Consider the following 14,525-nt stretch of genomic DNA (forward strand, 5'->3'; position numbering starts at 1 on the left):
AACGTCACTGCACGAAGGCGCCCACGGTGAAGTACGGGTTCTTCGTATCGCTCATGTCCAGGAAGCCGAAGGTCTTGCCGGTGAAGATCAGCTTGCCCGTCGGGGCCGAGCCGGCCGGCGCGCTGGTCTGCGTGGTCCGGATCACGCCCGGGACGGTCTGCGTGAAATCCAGGTTCAGCGGTCGCGCCAGCGCTGCCTGCGACGCGTTGAACGGATCGAGCATCGTGGCCTGCGCGCCCACCAGCGCCGTGGCACGGTAGTTGAACGTGCTGTCCACACCGGTGTATTCGCCGTCTTGCGAGCCCTGCGCGATGTTGCCGACCGGTGCCATGATCGAAATGCCGGACTCGTCGTCTGCCACCGGCGGGCCGGCCGTCAAGTCGGAATTGGCCGCACCGACGCGAATGAAGATCGGCACGAGCTGGCCATACAGCTTGCCCACGATCATCACGCCCTTGCCCGCCTTGGCCGGATCGAGCGACGACACGGTTGCCGGCACCTGCGGCTGATAGTTCAGCGTGGTGAAGGCCGGCGCGTCGCCGCGCAGCGTCAGCTTCTGGTTGACCGTCGCGCTTGACGTCAGGCAGGCTCCGCCGTTCTTCACGCCCAGGTTGTCGCACTCGGTGTAGGTGCCGTCCGCGTTGATGGTGAAACGCGCATCGACCGCCTGCTGCGAGAAGTTCTGCGACGGCACCTGGTGGTAGCCGAGCTGGTTGTAGTTGCCGGCAATCTTGGTCAGATCGGTCTCGGTGTTCGAGAAGCTGATGAACGGGTAATACGGGAACGTGGTCTGCGCAATCTTGCCCACGCCGACAATGCCGTCGAACTGGATCGTCGCCCCCGGAATCGTGCCGCCCAGCACGCCTAGCCCCAGGAAGAACCGCGCCGGACGGCTCGGATCAAGGCTCGCGTTGTTCAGGCGGAACGCGCACTGGTTCAGCTTCTCGGTCGGCAGCGCCGTCTCTTGCGTGAGCGTGCCGGTCTGCACGTTGTTGGGCGCCGTATCGCGCGTGGGCGCCACAGTGCCAGTCTTGACCGGAATCGGCGAGGCCAGATACGTGATCTGGTACGTCATCTTCGTCGTATCGAGCTGAACCTTCACGAGTTCACCTGAGCCCGACCCGCCGGTGAACACGGTGTTGTAGTCGATGGCCTGCGGACACAGGCGCTGGATCACCGGGGGCGGCGGATCATCGCCGCCTCCTCCGCACGCTGTCACCATCGGTGCGCACGCGAGCACGACCAACCATTTACGCCATTGCATTTGCGTCTCCTCCATGTTGTTGTTCAGAGGTGGCGGCGCACACATTGCGCATGCCGCCACCGGATGTGCTTGCATTGATGCGCGCCTCACTGGACAAATGCGCCGACCGTGAAGAACGGGTTGTACTTGTTGTTGTTCATGAGCATCGCGTACACGTTGCCCACCTTGACGGCCACGCCGGTGTCGCCGGCCTTGAACAACGCGACGTTGCCGCTGGCGCCTTGCGCGTTGAAGTCGTTCTGCGCGGTCACGATCAGCTTGCCCGGCGCGCTTTGCGTGTAGTCGAGCCCGAACTGCGCTGTCACACGCGATGTGAGCGGGTTGATGAAGGCCGCGGTGCCGTTCTGGAACAACGTGGATGTGTAGTTGGCGGCGAGTGTCGACACGGCCGTCCCGTCGCTGCAGTTGCCGGCATTGGCGTGGAAGAAGCCCCCACTAAAGGAGCCGGACAGTTCCGGATGATCAACCGTAGCGTTCAAGCCGTTGCCGCTGGCGGGCGCACCACTCGGGCCATTGTTGGTGACCACGCCGCAAGCCGAGCCGCTGGTCGCCCCAACGAAACCGCCCTTGAGCGCATTGGCCGGGATCGCCGTTGCTGGCGAGAGGATCGAGATGCCGATCTGGTCATCCGCCACCGAAGCCAGCAGGTTTGTCGGATCGCTGTGCGAATAGCCAACACGGATCACCACCGGCACGACCTGTCCGTTGAGCTTGCCGGCAATCAGAATGCCCTTGGCCTGGCTCGGCGCCAGCAGCACCAGCGGTGAGACCTGGCCGACATACGGATACGGCACGTTGCTGCTGGTCGGGTTGCTGACAAACACGTTGTCCTGCGAGCCATCGGTGTTCTGACGCAGCGTCCAGGGCGTGCCCGTCGTGTGGCAGGAATAGTCGATCCCTTCGGCCGTACACGAGCCGTCCGCTTTTAACGTTTGCGTCCAGTTGACGGCATCGGGCTGCCAGCCTTGCGGCGCCGAGGTTTGGTTGCCCGAACCCGTGGGCGTGACATGCACGCCGACCTGGTTGTAGCGCCCCGCGACCTGCGAGAAATCCGTCACCGTCTCGGAGAAGCCCAGGAACGGATAGAAATCGAACGTTCGCGACGGCACTGCGCCAATCACGACGCCCGGAATCGGCTGGATGCCTGCGAACTGGATGGTCGCCCCCGGGATGCCGCCCCCCACGATGCCCTGACCGACAAACAGCATCGGCGGATCCTGCGGATTGACGGTGATCGCGTAGCTGTTGTCCGCCGTCTTGCCCGACTGCAGCACGAAAGCGCAGCGGTTCTGCTCGCGGGTCGGTAAGTTGGCCGGATGCACGAACGTACCGTCGATGATCAATCCCTTGCGCGTCGTATTGACCTGGCCCGCCGAGGTCGGCACCGACGACTCGAGGAACTGCATCTGGTACGTGTTCTTGCTCGTGTCGAACTTGACCTTGATGTACTCGCCGCTACCCGAGCCGCCGGTGTACGTAGTCGTGTAGTCCAGCGCCGCCGGGCACAGACTGGTTGGCGTGCTGGGCGTGGTGTTCGCTCCGCTAGGCGGACAAGAACTCCCCGAACACTGCGCAACATCCGACGAGCCGGGGTCGTCTGCCCCGCCGCACCCGCCAATGAACGGCATTGCAACTATGCAACTGGTTGCCATGACAACAAAAAGATGACGTCGACTACCCATGGTTGTCTCCTCATGTTTTGGAACTTGTTGTGTTGTGGGCCGGCGAATGTGTGCAACGGCCGGTCAATACCCCCGCCTGTCGGCAAACGACAGCCGACAGCGCACGACCTGCCCCGTCGGCAGATCGACTTGCAAACATCAAAAACGACGGGCGTGCTTGGGCCGCGCTACCGCTAATCGGCCGGTATCACGCTGATCGGCTGGGCGCCGATCCCAAGAAAAATCGTGGTAATGCTGCTAGCGCGGATGAGCTTCACCACCGCTGCTGCAGTGATGACGATGGCGATGACGCGCGTGGGCACGCGCAGAAGCGAAATGCTGGAAGGGCCCGTTTTGAATGCGTAACATCCTGTGTCTCCGAAGGGTACGCTACTGGCTATTTACTTATCGTTATGGCCGAAACTATGGTCCGCCCGGAGTATGAAGTAAATAGAGATTTCATTCAAAACAGCGGCGGCAATCCCCCGCACAAGCAGGCGCGGCGCGGTTTCGCGGATTTTCAAACGAGGAAATGAAACCGTTTCGTTTGAAGCGTTTTAAACTCCCCCTCCGGTTGGGGGGAATGCCCGCGCAATGCGGCTTATTTAATTATGTCGAAATGAATATATTTCGCCGAGAGCAACTGCGGTAGCAAAATACGATCCCGAAACAATAACGCGCGTAAGAAAAAGAAAAAGAAAAAGCCGCCACATGAAATGGCACACAAACGCGGATGAAAGGGAAGAAAAGGCGGCAGGGGAAAGAATGGTGGGCCGGGTGGGATTCGAACCCACGGTGTCCTTTCGGAGGCGGATTATGAGTCCGCTGCCTGCAACCAGCACGGCGTCCGGCCCTGTAAAACGAGAAAAAAAGAGACCCGGCGCTTAGGCCGGGCCCGATGCAGGATTTTACCTGAAAGTGGGCGCGAGCCCACTCGGAAAATCGCCTGCTTCGCTACAGGATCAGCTTCCCTCGAGGAAGCTCTTCAGCTTGTCAGAGCGGCTCGGATGGCGCAGCTTGCGCAGTGCCTTCGCTTCGATCTGACGGATACGCTCGCGGGTCACGTCGAACTGCTTGCCGACTTCTTCCAGCGTGTGGTCGGTGCTCATCTCGATACCAAAACGCATGCGCAGCACCTTGGCTTCGCGCGGCGTCAGCGAATCGAGCACGTCCTTCACCACGCCGCGCATGGAGCCATGCAGCGCCGCTTCGGCCGGGGCCAGCGTGTTCGTGTCCTCGATGAAATCGCCCAGATGGGAGTCGTCGTCGTCACCGATCGGCGTTTCCATGGAGATCGGCTCCTTCGCGATCTTCATGATCTTGCGGATCTTGTCTTCCGGCATCTCCATCTTCTCGGCCAGCGTTGCCGGATCCGGCTCGTTGCCGGTTTCCTGCAGGATCTGACGCGAGATGCGGTTCATCTTGTTGATCGTCTCGATCATGTGCACCGGAATACGGATGGTGCGCGCCTGATCGGCGATCGAACGCGTAATGGCCTGACGGATCCACCACGTGGCGTACGTCGAGAACTTGTAGCCGCGACGGTATTCGAACTTGTCCACCGCCTTCATCAGGCCGATGTTGCCTTCCTGGATCAGGTCGAGGAACTGCAGACCGCGGTTCGTGTACTTCTTGGCGATCGAGATCACCAGACGCAGGTTGGCCTCGGTCATCTCGCGCTTGGCCTCACGGGCGCGGCGCTCGCCTTCCGACATCTTGCGGTTGACGTCCTTCAGCTCGGTCAGCGGCAGCACCACGCGTGCCTGCAGGTCGATCAGCTTTTGCTGCAGTTCGTGCACGGCCGGCACGTTGCGCTCGACGATGGTGCTGTACGGCTTGCCGTCGGCCACCACGGTCTCGATCCACTTCAGGTTGGTCTCGTTGCCCGGGAAGCGCGCAACGAAGTCGCTGCGCGGCATGCCGCACTTGTCCACCACGATGTTCAGGATGGCGCGTTCGAGCTTGCGCACTTCGTCCACCTGGCCGCGCAGCGTGTCGCACAGGCGCTCGACGTTGCGTGCCGTGAAGCGGATCGTCATCAGTTCGGCCTGGATGGCTTCCTGCGCCTTCACGTAAGGCTTGGACTTGTAGCCTTCCTTCTCGAACGCACGGCGCATCTTGTCGAACTGCTCGCCGATCACACCAAACTTGAGCAGCGCAGCCTGCTTGAGCTCTTCGAGTTGACGGGCCGAAGCTGCGGCAGCGCCGGCACCTTCATCGTCCTCGTCTTCCTCTTCGTCGCCCTCTTCTTCGGCTTCCTCTTCCTCGAATTCCTCTTCTTCCTCAGCAGCAGCGGCTGCATCGGCTTCAGCGTTCGGATCGATCAAGCCATCGATGTACTCGTCGATCTTGGCTTCGTCGTTGGCAACGCGCTCGCCCATGGCGAGGATTTCGGAGATGGTGACCGGGCAGGCCGAGATGGCCATGACCATGTCCTTCAGGCCGGCTTCGATGCGCTTGGCGATCACGATTTCGCCTTCGCGCGTCAGCAGCTCGACCGTGCCCATTTCGCGCATGTACATGCGCACCGGGTCGGTCGTGCGGCCGAATTCGGAGTCAACCGTCGACAGCGCGGCTTCAGCTTCTTCTTCAGCTTCCTCTTCCGTGGTCACGGAAGGTGCGTTGTCGTTCAGGAGCAGCGTTTCGGCGTCCGGCGCCTGCTCGTACACGGCAACGCCGATGTCGTTGAGCGTGGCAACCAACGTTTCCAGCGACTCCACATCGACCATGTCGTCGGGGAGGTGGTCGTTGATTTCGGCGTAGGTCAGGTAGCCGCGCGATTTGCCCAGCTTGATCAGCGCCTTGAGCTTCTGGCGGCGGGCCTCAAGCTCTTCTTCCGAACCGCCTTGCTGCGAGGCAGCGAATTCCTTGAGCAGGGCTTTTTCCTTGGCCTTGCGGTCACGGGCCTTCAGCTTTTCGGTTTTCGGTGCCGGAGCGGCGGGGGTGTCAAATTCTTCAGTCACGTCCGTGCTGCTGTCGTCTGCCTGCGTCTCTGCCTTGGGCTTGCGGCCGCGCTTCTTGGGCTCGGCTGCTGCCTCGGCGCGGGGCGCGGGAGGAGTTGTGGGGGTGGCCTCTGCCTGGGCGGTGCGCTTGGTGTCTTCCGCGGCCGCCTTGGCTGGCTTGGCTGCGGTGTTGGTACGAGCGGTACCCGTCTTGGTTGCGCTTGCGCTGGCAGGGGTCTGCTTGCTCTCGACTTCGGTAACTTTCGATTTCGCCACGGTGGTTGTCTTGCCCTTGAGTGCGACGGAAGCGGCTGTGCCGCCAGGTCTGGCGCTCGTGCTCATCGACGTCGAGACCTTGCCTGAGGTTGAAGATTGGATCGCGCCCTTTGTGCGCGCTGTCGGTTTGACAGTCTTGGCGGCGACGGCGATATCGGCGGTCTGGCGCGGCTGGGTTTTCCCCGTCTTTGCCGGCACAGTGGCCTTCACCCCTGTCGATCCTGCCTGCCCCATATGGATCCGACCATTTGCGACTTTCGCCGTTCCCGCTGGTGGCTTTCCTCCTCCCGAGCCGCGCGCCGATGAGGATCGCTTGGCAGAAACAGAAGCAGGACTGGCCTTGGAACCGGCCTTCGCGGAGGTCTTCACCTTCACCATGGGCACGCTCACTCCCCCAAAAATGGGAAAAAGGACTTGCAATCCAAACCGGCTATTCTAGCACGCCAGACCAAGCCGGTCTAAACGAAAGTCGGGTTTTCGCCTGAAAAATCAAGGGGCTACCCGCAATTGCCCGCCCCGCTTGGAGCTTGCCTCTGCGGCGCATGCGCTACACGAGCTGTCGGCGGCGGCTGATTTCGCCCACCAGCCAGCGCATGCGCTCCTTGTCGTCGTCGCCGGCATGGCCGGCTTCCATCTTGCGCTGCAACATCTCCAGCTCGCGCTTGAGCGGCTCGGCGAGCATCTTTTGTACGGCAGTATCGAATTCGGACATGGCCGGCTCCAGTTCGATGTCGTCCTGGAGCACAGCCGTGCGCAGCCCGGCAAAGGCCTCGGCATAGGGCGTCTGCCCCAAGCGCTCAACAAAGGCGCCGAAGTGCACTTCCGGACCCACAGCATCGCATTCGCCCAGCAGCGCCGCCAATACCTCACCTTGGGGCAATTGCGGCGCTGTCAACTGGGCGCGGGCATCGGCGTCGAGCCGAGCGGCCAGCGCGGGATAGCGCATCAGCAGGCGCAACACCTTCTGCTCAAGCGCCGTAGGTGCGGTGCGCGCCACGCGGGGCCGCTTTTGCGTCATGCGGCCCGCTTGGGCCGGGTCGCTGCGAAGGCCACATAGCGCTTCGATGTCGGCAGGCGTGGTGCCTGTCATGTCGGCCAGGCCGCGCACAATCTGCAGGCGCAGGCCGCCGGCGGGCATGGCGCTCAGCAGCGGCTTGGCCTCGTATTGGGCGCGGGCACGGCCCTCGGGTTGACGCAGGTCGAGATCTTCGGTCACCGCCTGGAGCAGGAAGCGCGACAGCGGCATCGCGTTGTGCACTTCACGGGCGAAGGCCTCGGTGCCCTCTTCGCGCACGAAGCTGTCCGGATCGTGCTCGGCGGGCAGGAAGAGGAACTTGATGGTCTTGTTGTCGGTGGCGTGCGGCAGGCAGGCTTCGAGCGCACGACGTGCGGCGCGGCGCCCGGCGCTATCTCCATCAAACGAGAAGATGACAGTGTCGACCTGCCGCAGCAGCTTCTGCACGTGAGTCGGCGTGCACGCCGTGCCCAGCGTGGCCACCGCATTGGCAAACCCCAGCTGCGCCAGCGCGACGACGTCCATATAGCCTTCCACGACCAGCACATAGTCGAACTCGCGGATGGCGTTGCGTGCCTCGAACAGCCCGTACAGCTCGGTGCCCTTGCTGAACAGCGGCGTTTCGGGGGAGTTGAGATATTTCGGCTCGCCTTGCCCCAGCACCCGGCCGCCAAAGCCGATCACCACGCCTTTGGTATTGCGGATGGGGAACATGATGCGATCGCGGAAGCGGTCGTAGCGGCGGTGCGAGCCATCGGCGCCGGTCTTCTCGCTTTCAATGACGAGGCCGGCTTCGATGAGCGGTGCGGCAGTGGCGTCTTCGCGGTATGGGCCGAACACGGCTTCGAGCGATTGCCAATCGTCCGGCGCATAGCCGAGGCCGAAGTGTGCGGCGATCTCGCCCGTCAGGCCGCGGCCTTTGAGGTATTGGATGGCATTGGGGGCGCTGCGCAATTGCTTGCGGTAGTGGTCGCAGGCACGGGCCATGACGTCGCCGAGTGCGACGGTCTTGGCTTGCTGCTCCGCACGCGCGGCGGGCGGCAGGCCACCGCGCTCTTCGGGCACCACCATGCCCACGGACTGCGCAAGATCCTTGATGGCCTCGACGTACGATTGCCCGGAAAACTCCATCAGGAAGCCGATGGCCGACCCATGCGCGCCGCAGCCGAAGCAGTGATAGAACTGCTTGGTGGGCGACACCGAGAACGACGGCGACTTCTCGTTATGGAAGGGGCACAGCCCCATGAAATTGGCGCCGCCCTTCTTCAACTGCACGTAACGGCCCACCACGTCGACGATATCGACGCGGTTGAGCAGATCGTCAATGAACGGCTGCGGGATCACGCGGGGTGCGCCCCTTGGATGCTGCGAGGGTGGAGGGGATTCAGGCGCCCGCCAGGGCGGCCTTCACGCGTGCCGAGACTTGCGTCATGTCGGCGCGGCCGGCCAGGGCGGGCTTGAGGATGCCCATCACCTTGCCCATGTCTTGCGGGCCAGCTGCGCCGGCCTTGGCCACGGCGTCACGCACCGCAGCGTCGACTTCGGCTTCCGACAGTTGCGCGGGCATATAGACCTGCAGCACGGCCACCTCTGCCGCTTCCTTGGCGACGAGATCGTCACGGCCGGCTTGCTCGAATGCGGTGATGGAATCCTTGCGCTGCTTGAGCATCTTGTCGATCACGGCCAGCACGGCAGCGTCATCCAGTTCAATGCGTTCGTCCACCTCGCGCTGCTTGATGGCAGCCTGCAACAGACGGATCGTGCCCAGACGATCCGTTTCCTTGGCGCGCATGGCGGCCTTCATGTCTTCCGTGATCTGTGCCTTGAGGGACAACTGCGACATTCCGAACTCCGATAAACGGCAAAACCCGCTTGGACGGTGGGCCCAGCGGGTTGCAAACTTTGAAAAATGGATCACTGATCGTAGCACAGAACCCGAACAGTTCCAGGACAGATCCGTGGGGGATCAACGGGCCGAGGCAGCCTCTCCTGCCGCGACGGCCGAAGCCCACGCCCACTGGAAGTTGTAGCCGCCGAGCCAGCCTGTCACGTCGACCACCTCGCCGATGAAGTACAGGCCGGGTGCCGATTGGGCCTCCATGGTGGCGGATGACAGCGCGCGCGTATCGACCCCGCCGCGCGTCACCTCGGCTTTCCGATACCCTTCGCTGCCGGACGGGGTCAATTCCCAGCGGTTGAGTGCGGCGCCAAGTGTGCGCAGCACCTTGTCGGGCAGCTCGGCAATCGGCGCCTGCGGGTTGGCGCCGTGCGTGGCGCACCATGCCTGCGCGACGCGTTCCGGCAGGCGCTGCGCCAGGAACGTACCGAGTTGCTTGCGTGAGCCGGTTTTCTCATCGCACAGCCACTGCCCGGCGTCGGTGTCCGGCAGCAGATCGATAAGAAGCGGCTGGCCGGCATGCCAAAAACTGGAGATTTGCAGCACGGCCGGCCCCGACAGCCCGCGATGGGTCAGCAGCAAGTCTTCGCGGAACATCGTCGCGCTCCCTTTGCGACCGCCCTTGCCGGGAGGCTGCGCAACGGTCACGTCCACTTCCATCGACACGCCCGACAACGCCGAGAACGGCGCCCAATGCTCGGCGTTGAAGGTGAGCGGCACCAATGCCGGGTGCGTCTCAACGATCTTCAAACCGAATTGGCGCGCAATGCGATACCCGAAATCGGTCGCGCCGATCTTGGGGATGGACAGGCCGCCCGTGGCGATCACCACCTTGTTGGCGACGATCTCGCCCGCACTGGTCGACAGGCGATAGGCCTCGCCGTCCTTGCCGACTTCAGCGATCGCGCAGCCGGTGCGCCAGATGACGTTGCCCCGCTCGCATTCTGTTTCGAGCATGCGGATGATGTCTTCCGCACTGTCGTCGCAGAAAAGCTGGCCCTTGTGCTTCTCGTGATACGGAATGCGGTAGCTGGAGACAAGGCTGATGAAGTCCTGCGCCGTATACCGCGCCAGCGCCGAACGGCTGAAGTGCGGGTTGTTCGACAGGTAGTTGGCGGGGCCCGCGTTGACGTTGGTGAAGTTGCAGCGGCCGCCGCCGGAGATGCGGATTTTCTCGGCCAGCTTCGTCGCGTGGTCGATCAGCACCACACGTGCGCCGCGCTGCCCGGCCACGGCCGCGCACATCATCCCGGCCGCGCCTGCGCCGATCACCGCTACATCGCACCGCATCATGATCGCTGCGCCGCCCTATTCTTGAAGAAACCGCGCATTTTAACTTGTGCTATCTTCAGCAGCCTTCCCATTGCATTCCTCACGCCCCGCCTGCCATGCTGGTCCTCGGCATCGAATCCTCCTGTGACGAAACCGGCGTCGCCCTGTACGACACCCACTCCGGCCTGCGCGCGCATGCGCTGTATTCGCAGATCGCGATGCACCGCGAATACGGCGGTGTGGTGCCCGAGCTGGCCTCGCGCGATCACATCCGCCGCGTGATTCCGCTGCTCGAAGAGGTGCTCGGCAAGGCGGGCGCCACACGCGCGGACATCGACGCCATTGCCTATACGAAGGGCCCCGGGCTGGCAGGCGCACTGCTGGTGGGCGCTTCGGTGGCGAACGCGCTGGCATTTGCACTGGGCAAACCGCTGGTAGCCGTGCACCACCTCGAGGGGCACCTGCTCTCGCCGTTGCTGGAGGCCGACCGGCCGGAGTTTCCGTTCCTGGCGCTGCTCGTCTCGGGCGGGCATACGCAGTTGATGCGCGTCGATGCCGTCGGCCAGTACACGCTGCTCGGCGAGACGCTCGACGACGCCGCCGGCGAAGCCTTCGACAAGACCGCCAAGCTGCTCGGCCTCGGCTACCCGGGCGGCCCCGCCGTTTCGCGCCTGGCCGAGTTCGGCAACCCGGGCGTGTTTGACCTGCCCCGACCGATGCTGCATTCGGGCAATTTCGATTTCTCGTTCGCGGGCCTCAAGACCGCGGTGCTCACCCAGGTGCGCAAGCTCAACCTGACCGATAGCGAGACCTGTTATCAGCCGCGCGCCGATCTTGCGCGCGCGTTTGTCGACGCTATCGTCGAAGTGCTGGTCAAGAAGACGCTGCGCGCCGCGCGCGAGCATGGCCTCAAGCGCATCGTCGTGGCCGGTGGGGTGGGCGCCAACCGCCAGTTGCGCGAGGGCTTGAACGCCGAGGGCAAAAAGCGCGGCTTGCGCGTCTACTACCCCGACCTGCAGTTCTGCACCGACAACGGCGCGATGATCGCCTTTGCCGGCGCGATGCGGCTGCAGGCTGACCCCGCACAAGTGCAGGACGGCTACGGCTACGGCGTCACGCCACGCTGGGACCTCGAAGACATCCGCATCCGGCACGCATGAAAAAAAGCCGCTCGATTGAGCGGCTTTTTCTTGGGGCACAGCGCGATTACTTGTCGGAGCGCTTGTCGCGCTCGATCAGCGCATAGGCGCTGTGGTTGTGAATCGACTCGAAGTTTTCCGCTTCCAGCGTGTAGGCGACGATGCGATCGTCCTGGTTCAGGCGCATGGCGATATCGCGCACCAGGTCTTCCACGAACTTCGGGTTTTCGTACGCACGCTCGGTCACGAACTTCTCGTCCGGACGCTTGAGCAGGCCCCACAGTTCGCACGACGCTTCTTCTTCGGCCATGCGAATGAGCGCCTCGACCGGCGTATCGGCCGCCAGCTCGGCGTCGATCGTGATGTGCGAGCGCTGGTTGTGCGCACCGTACTGCGAGATCTTCTTCGAGCATGGGCACAAGCTCGTCACCGGCACCAGCGCCTTGACGCGGACCTTGGTGTGGCCGTCGCGCACTTCGCCAATCATCGTCACTTCATAGTCCATCAGCGACTGCACGCCCGACACCGGGGCCGTCTTGCTGACGAAATACGGGAAGTGGACTTCGATGCGGCCGGCGTCGGCTTCGAGCTTCTCCAGCATCTTTTCCAGCAGCAACTGGAACTGCGCCAGATTCAGCGGCTCGCGCTCTTCTTCAAGCAGCGCGACGAAGCGCGACATGTGCGTGCCCTTCTGGTCGGCCGGCAGATGCACGTCAAGATTGTACGTGCCGACGGTGTTCAGCACGCCTGAAGGGGTTTGCAGCGACATCGGGTAACGCACGCCGCGCACGCCAACACGCTGAATGGGAATCTGGCGGGTATCGTGGCTGGACTGCACGTCCGGCATCGCGAAAGCCGGGTTCATATCGTTCATGATCGGTTTCCTTTACGGTCGCCCGGCCATCGCAGTCGGCCGGCACGCAACGAGTGTGAAACCGCGGAACCTGGCTGACGGTGACCACCCCTCAAGTGATCCAATCTGCCCATCCCGCGACTGCGCACACAATTCAAAAATAAGACTGGCGGAGTGTAAAAGAAATTTCCTACCTTTGCAGTCAACTACTCAAACCCGCGGCTGCAATGCGGGTGATTGATTCTGCCTATGGCACGGCGCCAAAGTGCCTCAGGCGACGCGCGGGGCTGCAGCGCGCGGCTGCACGGCAAAACGCTCGCGGATGGAAGCGAGGATGCCATTGGCATCCAGCCCGCACTGCGCCAGCAGCGCCGCGTGATCACCGTGATCGACAAAGCGGTCGGGCAGGCCGAGCTGCAATACCGGCGTTGCAACACCGGCGGCAGCCAGCGCTTCCAGGCAGGCGCTGCCGGCGCCGCCCATCACGCAACCTTCCTCTGCCGTGACCACGAAATCGTGCGTGCGAGCCATTTCCAGCACGCAGGCCACGTCGAGCGGCTTGACGAAGCGCATGTTGACAACGGTCGCATCCAAACGCTCAGCTGCTGCCGAAGCAGGGGCAACCATCGAACCAAACGCCAGAATCGCAACGCGCTGGCCGGCCGGAGCCGTGGACGTGCGGCGCACTTCGGCCTTGCCCACAGGCAGCGGCTCCAGCGTCGGCTGCACCGTCACGCCCGTACCGGCACCACGCGGATAGCGCACCGCTGTCGGGCAGTCCTGCGCGAACGCGGTACTCAAAAGCTGGCGGCATTCGTTCTCGTCGGCCGGCGTCATCACCATCATGTTGGGGATGCAGCGCAGGTAGGCAATGTCGTAGGCACCCGCGTGCGTGGCGCCGTCTGCGCCCACCAGACCCGCACGGTCCAGCGCGAATACCACCGGCAAGTTCTGCAGCGCCACATCGTGGATCAACTGGTCATAGCCCCGCTGCAGGAACGTCGAATAGATGGCGACGACGGGCTTCAGCCCCTCGCATGCCAGACCGCCGGCGAAGGTGACGGCGTGCTGCTCGGCGATGCCGACGTCGTAATAGCGGTCGGGAAAGCGCTGCTCGAACTCCACCATCCCGGAGCCTTCTCGCATGGCCGGCGTGATACCCACCAAGCGCTTGTCGGCCGCCGCCATATCGCACAGCCACTGGCCAAACACCTGCGTATACGTCACCTTGGCTGGGCGCCCCGAAGGCTTGATGCCTTCCTGCGGGTTGAACTTGCCCGGGCCGTGATAAAGGATCGGATCGGCCTCGGCCAGCTTGTAACCCTGGCCCTTCTTGGTGACGACGTGGAGGAACTGCGGCCCGCCGCCTTCACGCGCGCGCTGGCGGATGTTCTGCAGCGTCGGCACCAGCGATTCGAGATCGTGCCCGTCGATCGGGCCGATGTAGTTAAAGCCGAACTCCTCGAACATCGTGGCCGGCACGAACATGCCCTTGGTGTGTTCCTCGAAGCGCTTGGCAAACTCGAGCACCGGCGGCGCCACCGACAGCAGTTTTTCCACGCCCTTCTTGGTGGCCGCGTAAAACTGCCCGCTCATCAGCCGCGCCAGATAGCGATTCAGCGCGCCCACCGGCGGCGAGATCGACATGTCGTTGTCGTTGAGCACGACCACCAGCGGCAGGTCTTTATAGACGCCCGCGTTGTTCATCGCCTCGAAGGCCATGCCGGCGCTCATCGCACCGTCGCCGATCACCGCAATGGCGACGCGGTCTTCACCCTTGGTCTTGGCGCCCAGGGCCATGCCAAGCGCAGCCGAAATCGACGTGGACGAGTGCGCGGTGCCGAACGTGTCGTACGGGCTCTCGCTGCGGCGCGGGAAACCGGAGATGCCGTCCAGCTGGCGCAGCGAGCCCATCTGGTCGCGGCGGCCCGTGAGGATCTTGTGCGGATAGCTCTGGTGGCCGACGTCCCACACGATGCGGTCTTCCGGCGTGTTGAAGACGTAGTGCAGTGCGATGGTCAATTCGACCGTGCCCAGGTTCGACGACAGATGGCCGCCCGTTTGCGAGACGGAATCGAGCACGAAGGCGCGCAACTCGTTGGCCAGCGGCCCGAGTTGGCGGCGGTCCAGTCGGCGCAGGTCGGCCGGATCGTCGATGGTGTTCAGAAGTTCGTACGTCATGTGGGACCGCCGCTCAGGCGTTTTG

General features: G+C 63.4%; 10 protein-coding genes and 1 tRNA gene. 2 read left to right on the plus strand and 9 right to left on the minus strand.

Annotated elements, in window-relative coordinates; translation table 11 throughout:
- Positions 1–4 precede the first annotated feature (4 nt).
- From BEK68_RS09870 to rpoD, 4 genes are all read right to left on the minus strand, one after another.
- Entirely contained in the window at positions 5–1,264 is a 1,260-nt protein-coding gene (locus BEK68_RS09870) for a DUF2957 domain-containing protein (RefSeq protein WP_012436176.1), read from the minus strand.
- Positions 1,265–1,350: 86 nt separating this feature from the next.
- Positions 1,351–2,946: a DUF2957 domain-containing protein gene (locus tag BEK68_RS09875; protein ID WP_009241158.1), complete on the minus strand. Its 1,596-nt coding sequence runs from the start codon at positions 2,944–2,946 to the stop codon at positions 1,351–1,353.
- A gap of 745 nt (positions 2,947–3,691) precedes the next feature.
- Positions 3,692–3,779, minus strand: a tRNA-Ile gene (locus tag BEK68_RS09880).
- A 108-nt stretch (positions 3,780–3,887) separates the two neighbouring features.
- Positions 3,888–6,209: an RNA polymerase sigma factor RpoD gene (rpoD, locus tag BEK68_RS09885; RefSeq protein WP_232295854.1), complete on the minus strand. Its 2,322-nt coding sequence runs from the start codon at positions 6,207–6,209 to the stop codon at positions 3,888–3,890.
- On the opposite strand from rpoD, the gene BEK68_RS26125 reads away from it, so the two are divergent.
- Positions 6,202–6,582, plus strand: coding sequence for a hypothetical protein (locus BEK68_RS26125; protein WP_232295855.1), 381 nt, complete (start codon positions 6,202–6,204; stop codon positions 6,580–6,582). The genes rpoD and BEK68_RS26125 overlap by 8 nt on opposite strands.
- A 108-nt stretch (positions 6,583–6,690) precedes the next feature.
- On the opposite strand, the gene dnaG is transcribed toward BEK68_RS26125, so the two are convergent.
- From dnaG to BEK68_RS09900, 3 genes are all read right to left on the minus strand, one after another.
- On the minus strand, positions 6,691–8,502 hold the full coding sequence (dnaG, locus tag BEK68_RS09890) for a DNA primase (RefSeq protein ID WP_009241160.1): 1,812 nt from the start codon (positions 8,500–8,502) through the stop codon (positions 6,691–6,693).
- Positions 8,503–8,542: 40 nt separating this feature from the next.
- The gene (locus tag BEK68_RS09895) at positions 8,543–8,992 is read right to left on the minus strand and encodes a GatB/YqeY domain-containing protein (protein WP_024542213.1); all 450 of its coding nucleotides are present in this window, start codon (positions 8,990–8,992) and stop codon (positions 8,543–8,545) included.
- 132 nt (positions 8,993–9,124) lie between these two features.
- A complete protein-coding gene (locus tag BEK68_RS09900) occupies positions 9,125–10,348 on the minus strand; it encodes an NAD(P)/FAD-dependent oxidoreductase (protein WP_009241162.1) in 1,224 nt (407 codons plus the stop codon).
- 95 nt (positions 10,349–10,443) lie between these two features.
- On the opposite strand from BEK68_RS09900, the gene tsaD reads away from it, so the two are divergent.
- Positions 10,444–11,487, plus strand: a complete 1,044-nt coding sequence (tsaD, locus tag BEK68_RS09905) for a tRNA (adenosine(37)-N6)-threonylcarbamoyltransferase complex transferase subunit TsaD (protein WP_009241163.1) — start codon at positions 10,444–10,446, stop codon at positions 11,485–11,487.
- Between the two features lie 46 nt (positions 11,488–11,533).
- On the opposite strand, the gene folE2 is transcribed toward tsaD, so the two are convergent.
- Together folE2 and dxs are read right to left on the minus strand one after the other, a co-directional pair.
- Positions 11,534–12,340 (minus strand): GTP cyclohydrolase FolE2, encoded by an 807-nt coding sequence (folE2, locus tag BEK68_RS09910; RefSeq protein ID WP_004631071.1) that lies wholly within the window; start codon positions 12,338–12,340, stop codon positions 11,534–11,536.
- A 249-nt stretch (positions 12,341–12,589) separates the two neighbouring features.
- The gene (gene dxs / locus BEK68_RS09915; protein WP_009241164.1) at positions 12,590–14,500 is read right to left on the minus strand and encodes a 1-deoxy-D-xylulose-5-phosphate synthase; all 1,911 of its coding nucleotides are present in this window, start codon (positions 14,498–14,500) and stop codon (positions 12,590–12,592) included.
- Positions 14,501–14,525 lie beyond the last annotated feature (25 nt).

The organism is Ralstonia pickettii, from assembly GCF_001699815.1.
GTDB classification, from domain to species: domain Bacteria; phylum Pseudomonadota; class Gammaproteobacteria; order Burkholderiales; family Burkholderiaceae; genus Ralstonia; species Ralstonia thomasii.

Excerpts from the sequence above, each read along its gene's own strand:
- tsaD (WP_009241163.1), top strand. The coding sequence starts at position 10,444 with ATGCTGGTCCTCGGCATCGAATCCTCCTGTGACGAAACCGGCGTCGCC.
- rpoD (WP_232295854.1), bottom strand. The coding sequence starts at position 6,209 with ATGAGCACGAGCGCCAGACCTGGCGGCACAGCCGCTTCCGTCGCACTC.
- folE2 (WP_004631071.1), bottom strand. The coding sequence starts at position 12,340 with ATGAACGATATGAACCCGGCTTTCGCGATGCCGGACGTGCAGTCCAGC.
- BEK68_RS09875 (WP_009241158.1), bottom strand. The coding sequence starts at position 2,946 with ATGGGTAGTCGACGTCATCTTTTTGTTGTCATGGCAACCAGTTGCATA.
- BEK68_RS09900 (WP_009241162.1), bottom strand. The coding sequence starts at position 10,348 with ATGATGCGGTGCGATGTAGCGGTGATCGGCGCAGGCGCGGCCGGGATG.
- BEK68_RS09870 (WP_012436176.1), bottom strand. The coding sequence starts at position 1,264 with ATGCAATGGCGTAAATGGTTGGTCGTGCTCGCGTGCGCACCGATGGTG.
- dxs (WP_009241164.1), bottom strand. The coding sequence starts at position 14,500 with ATGACGTACGAACTTCTGAACACCATCGACGATCCGGCCGACCTGCGC.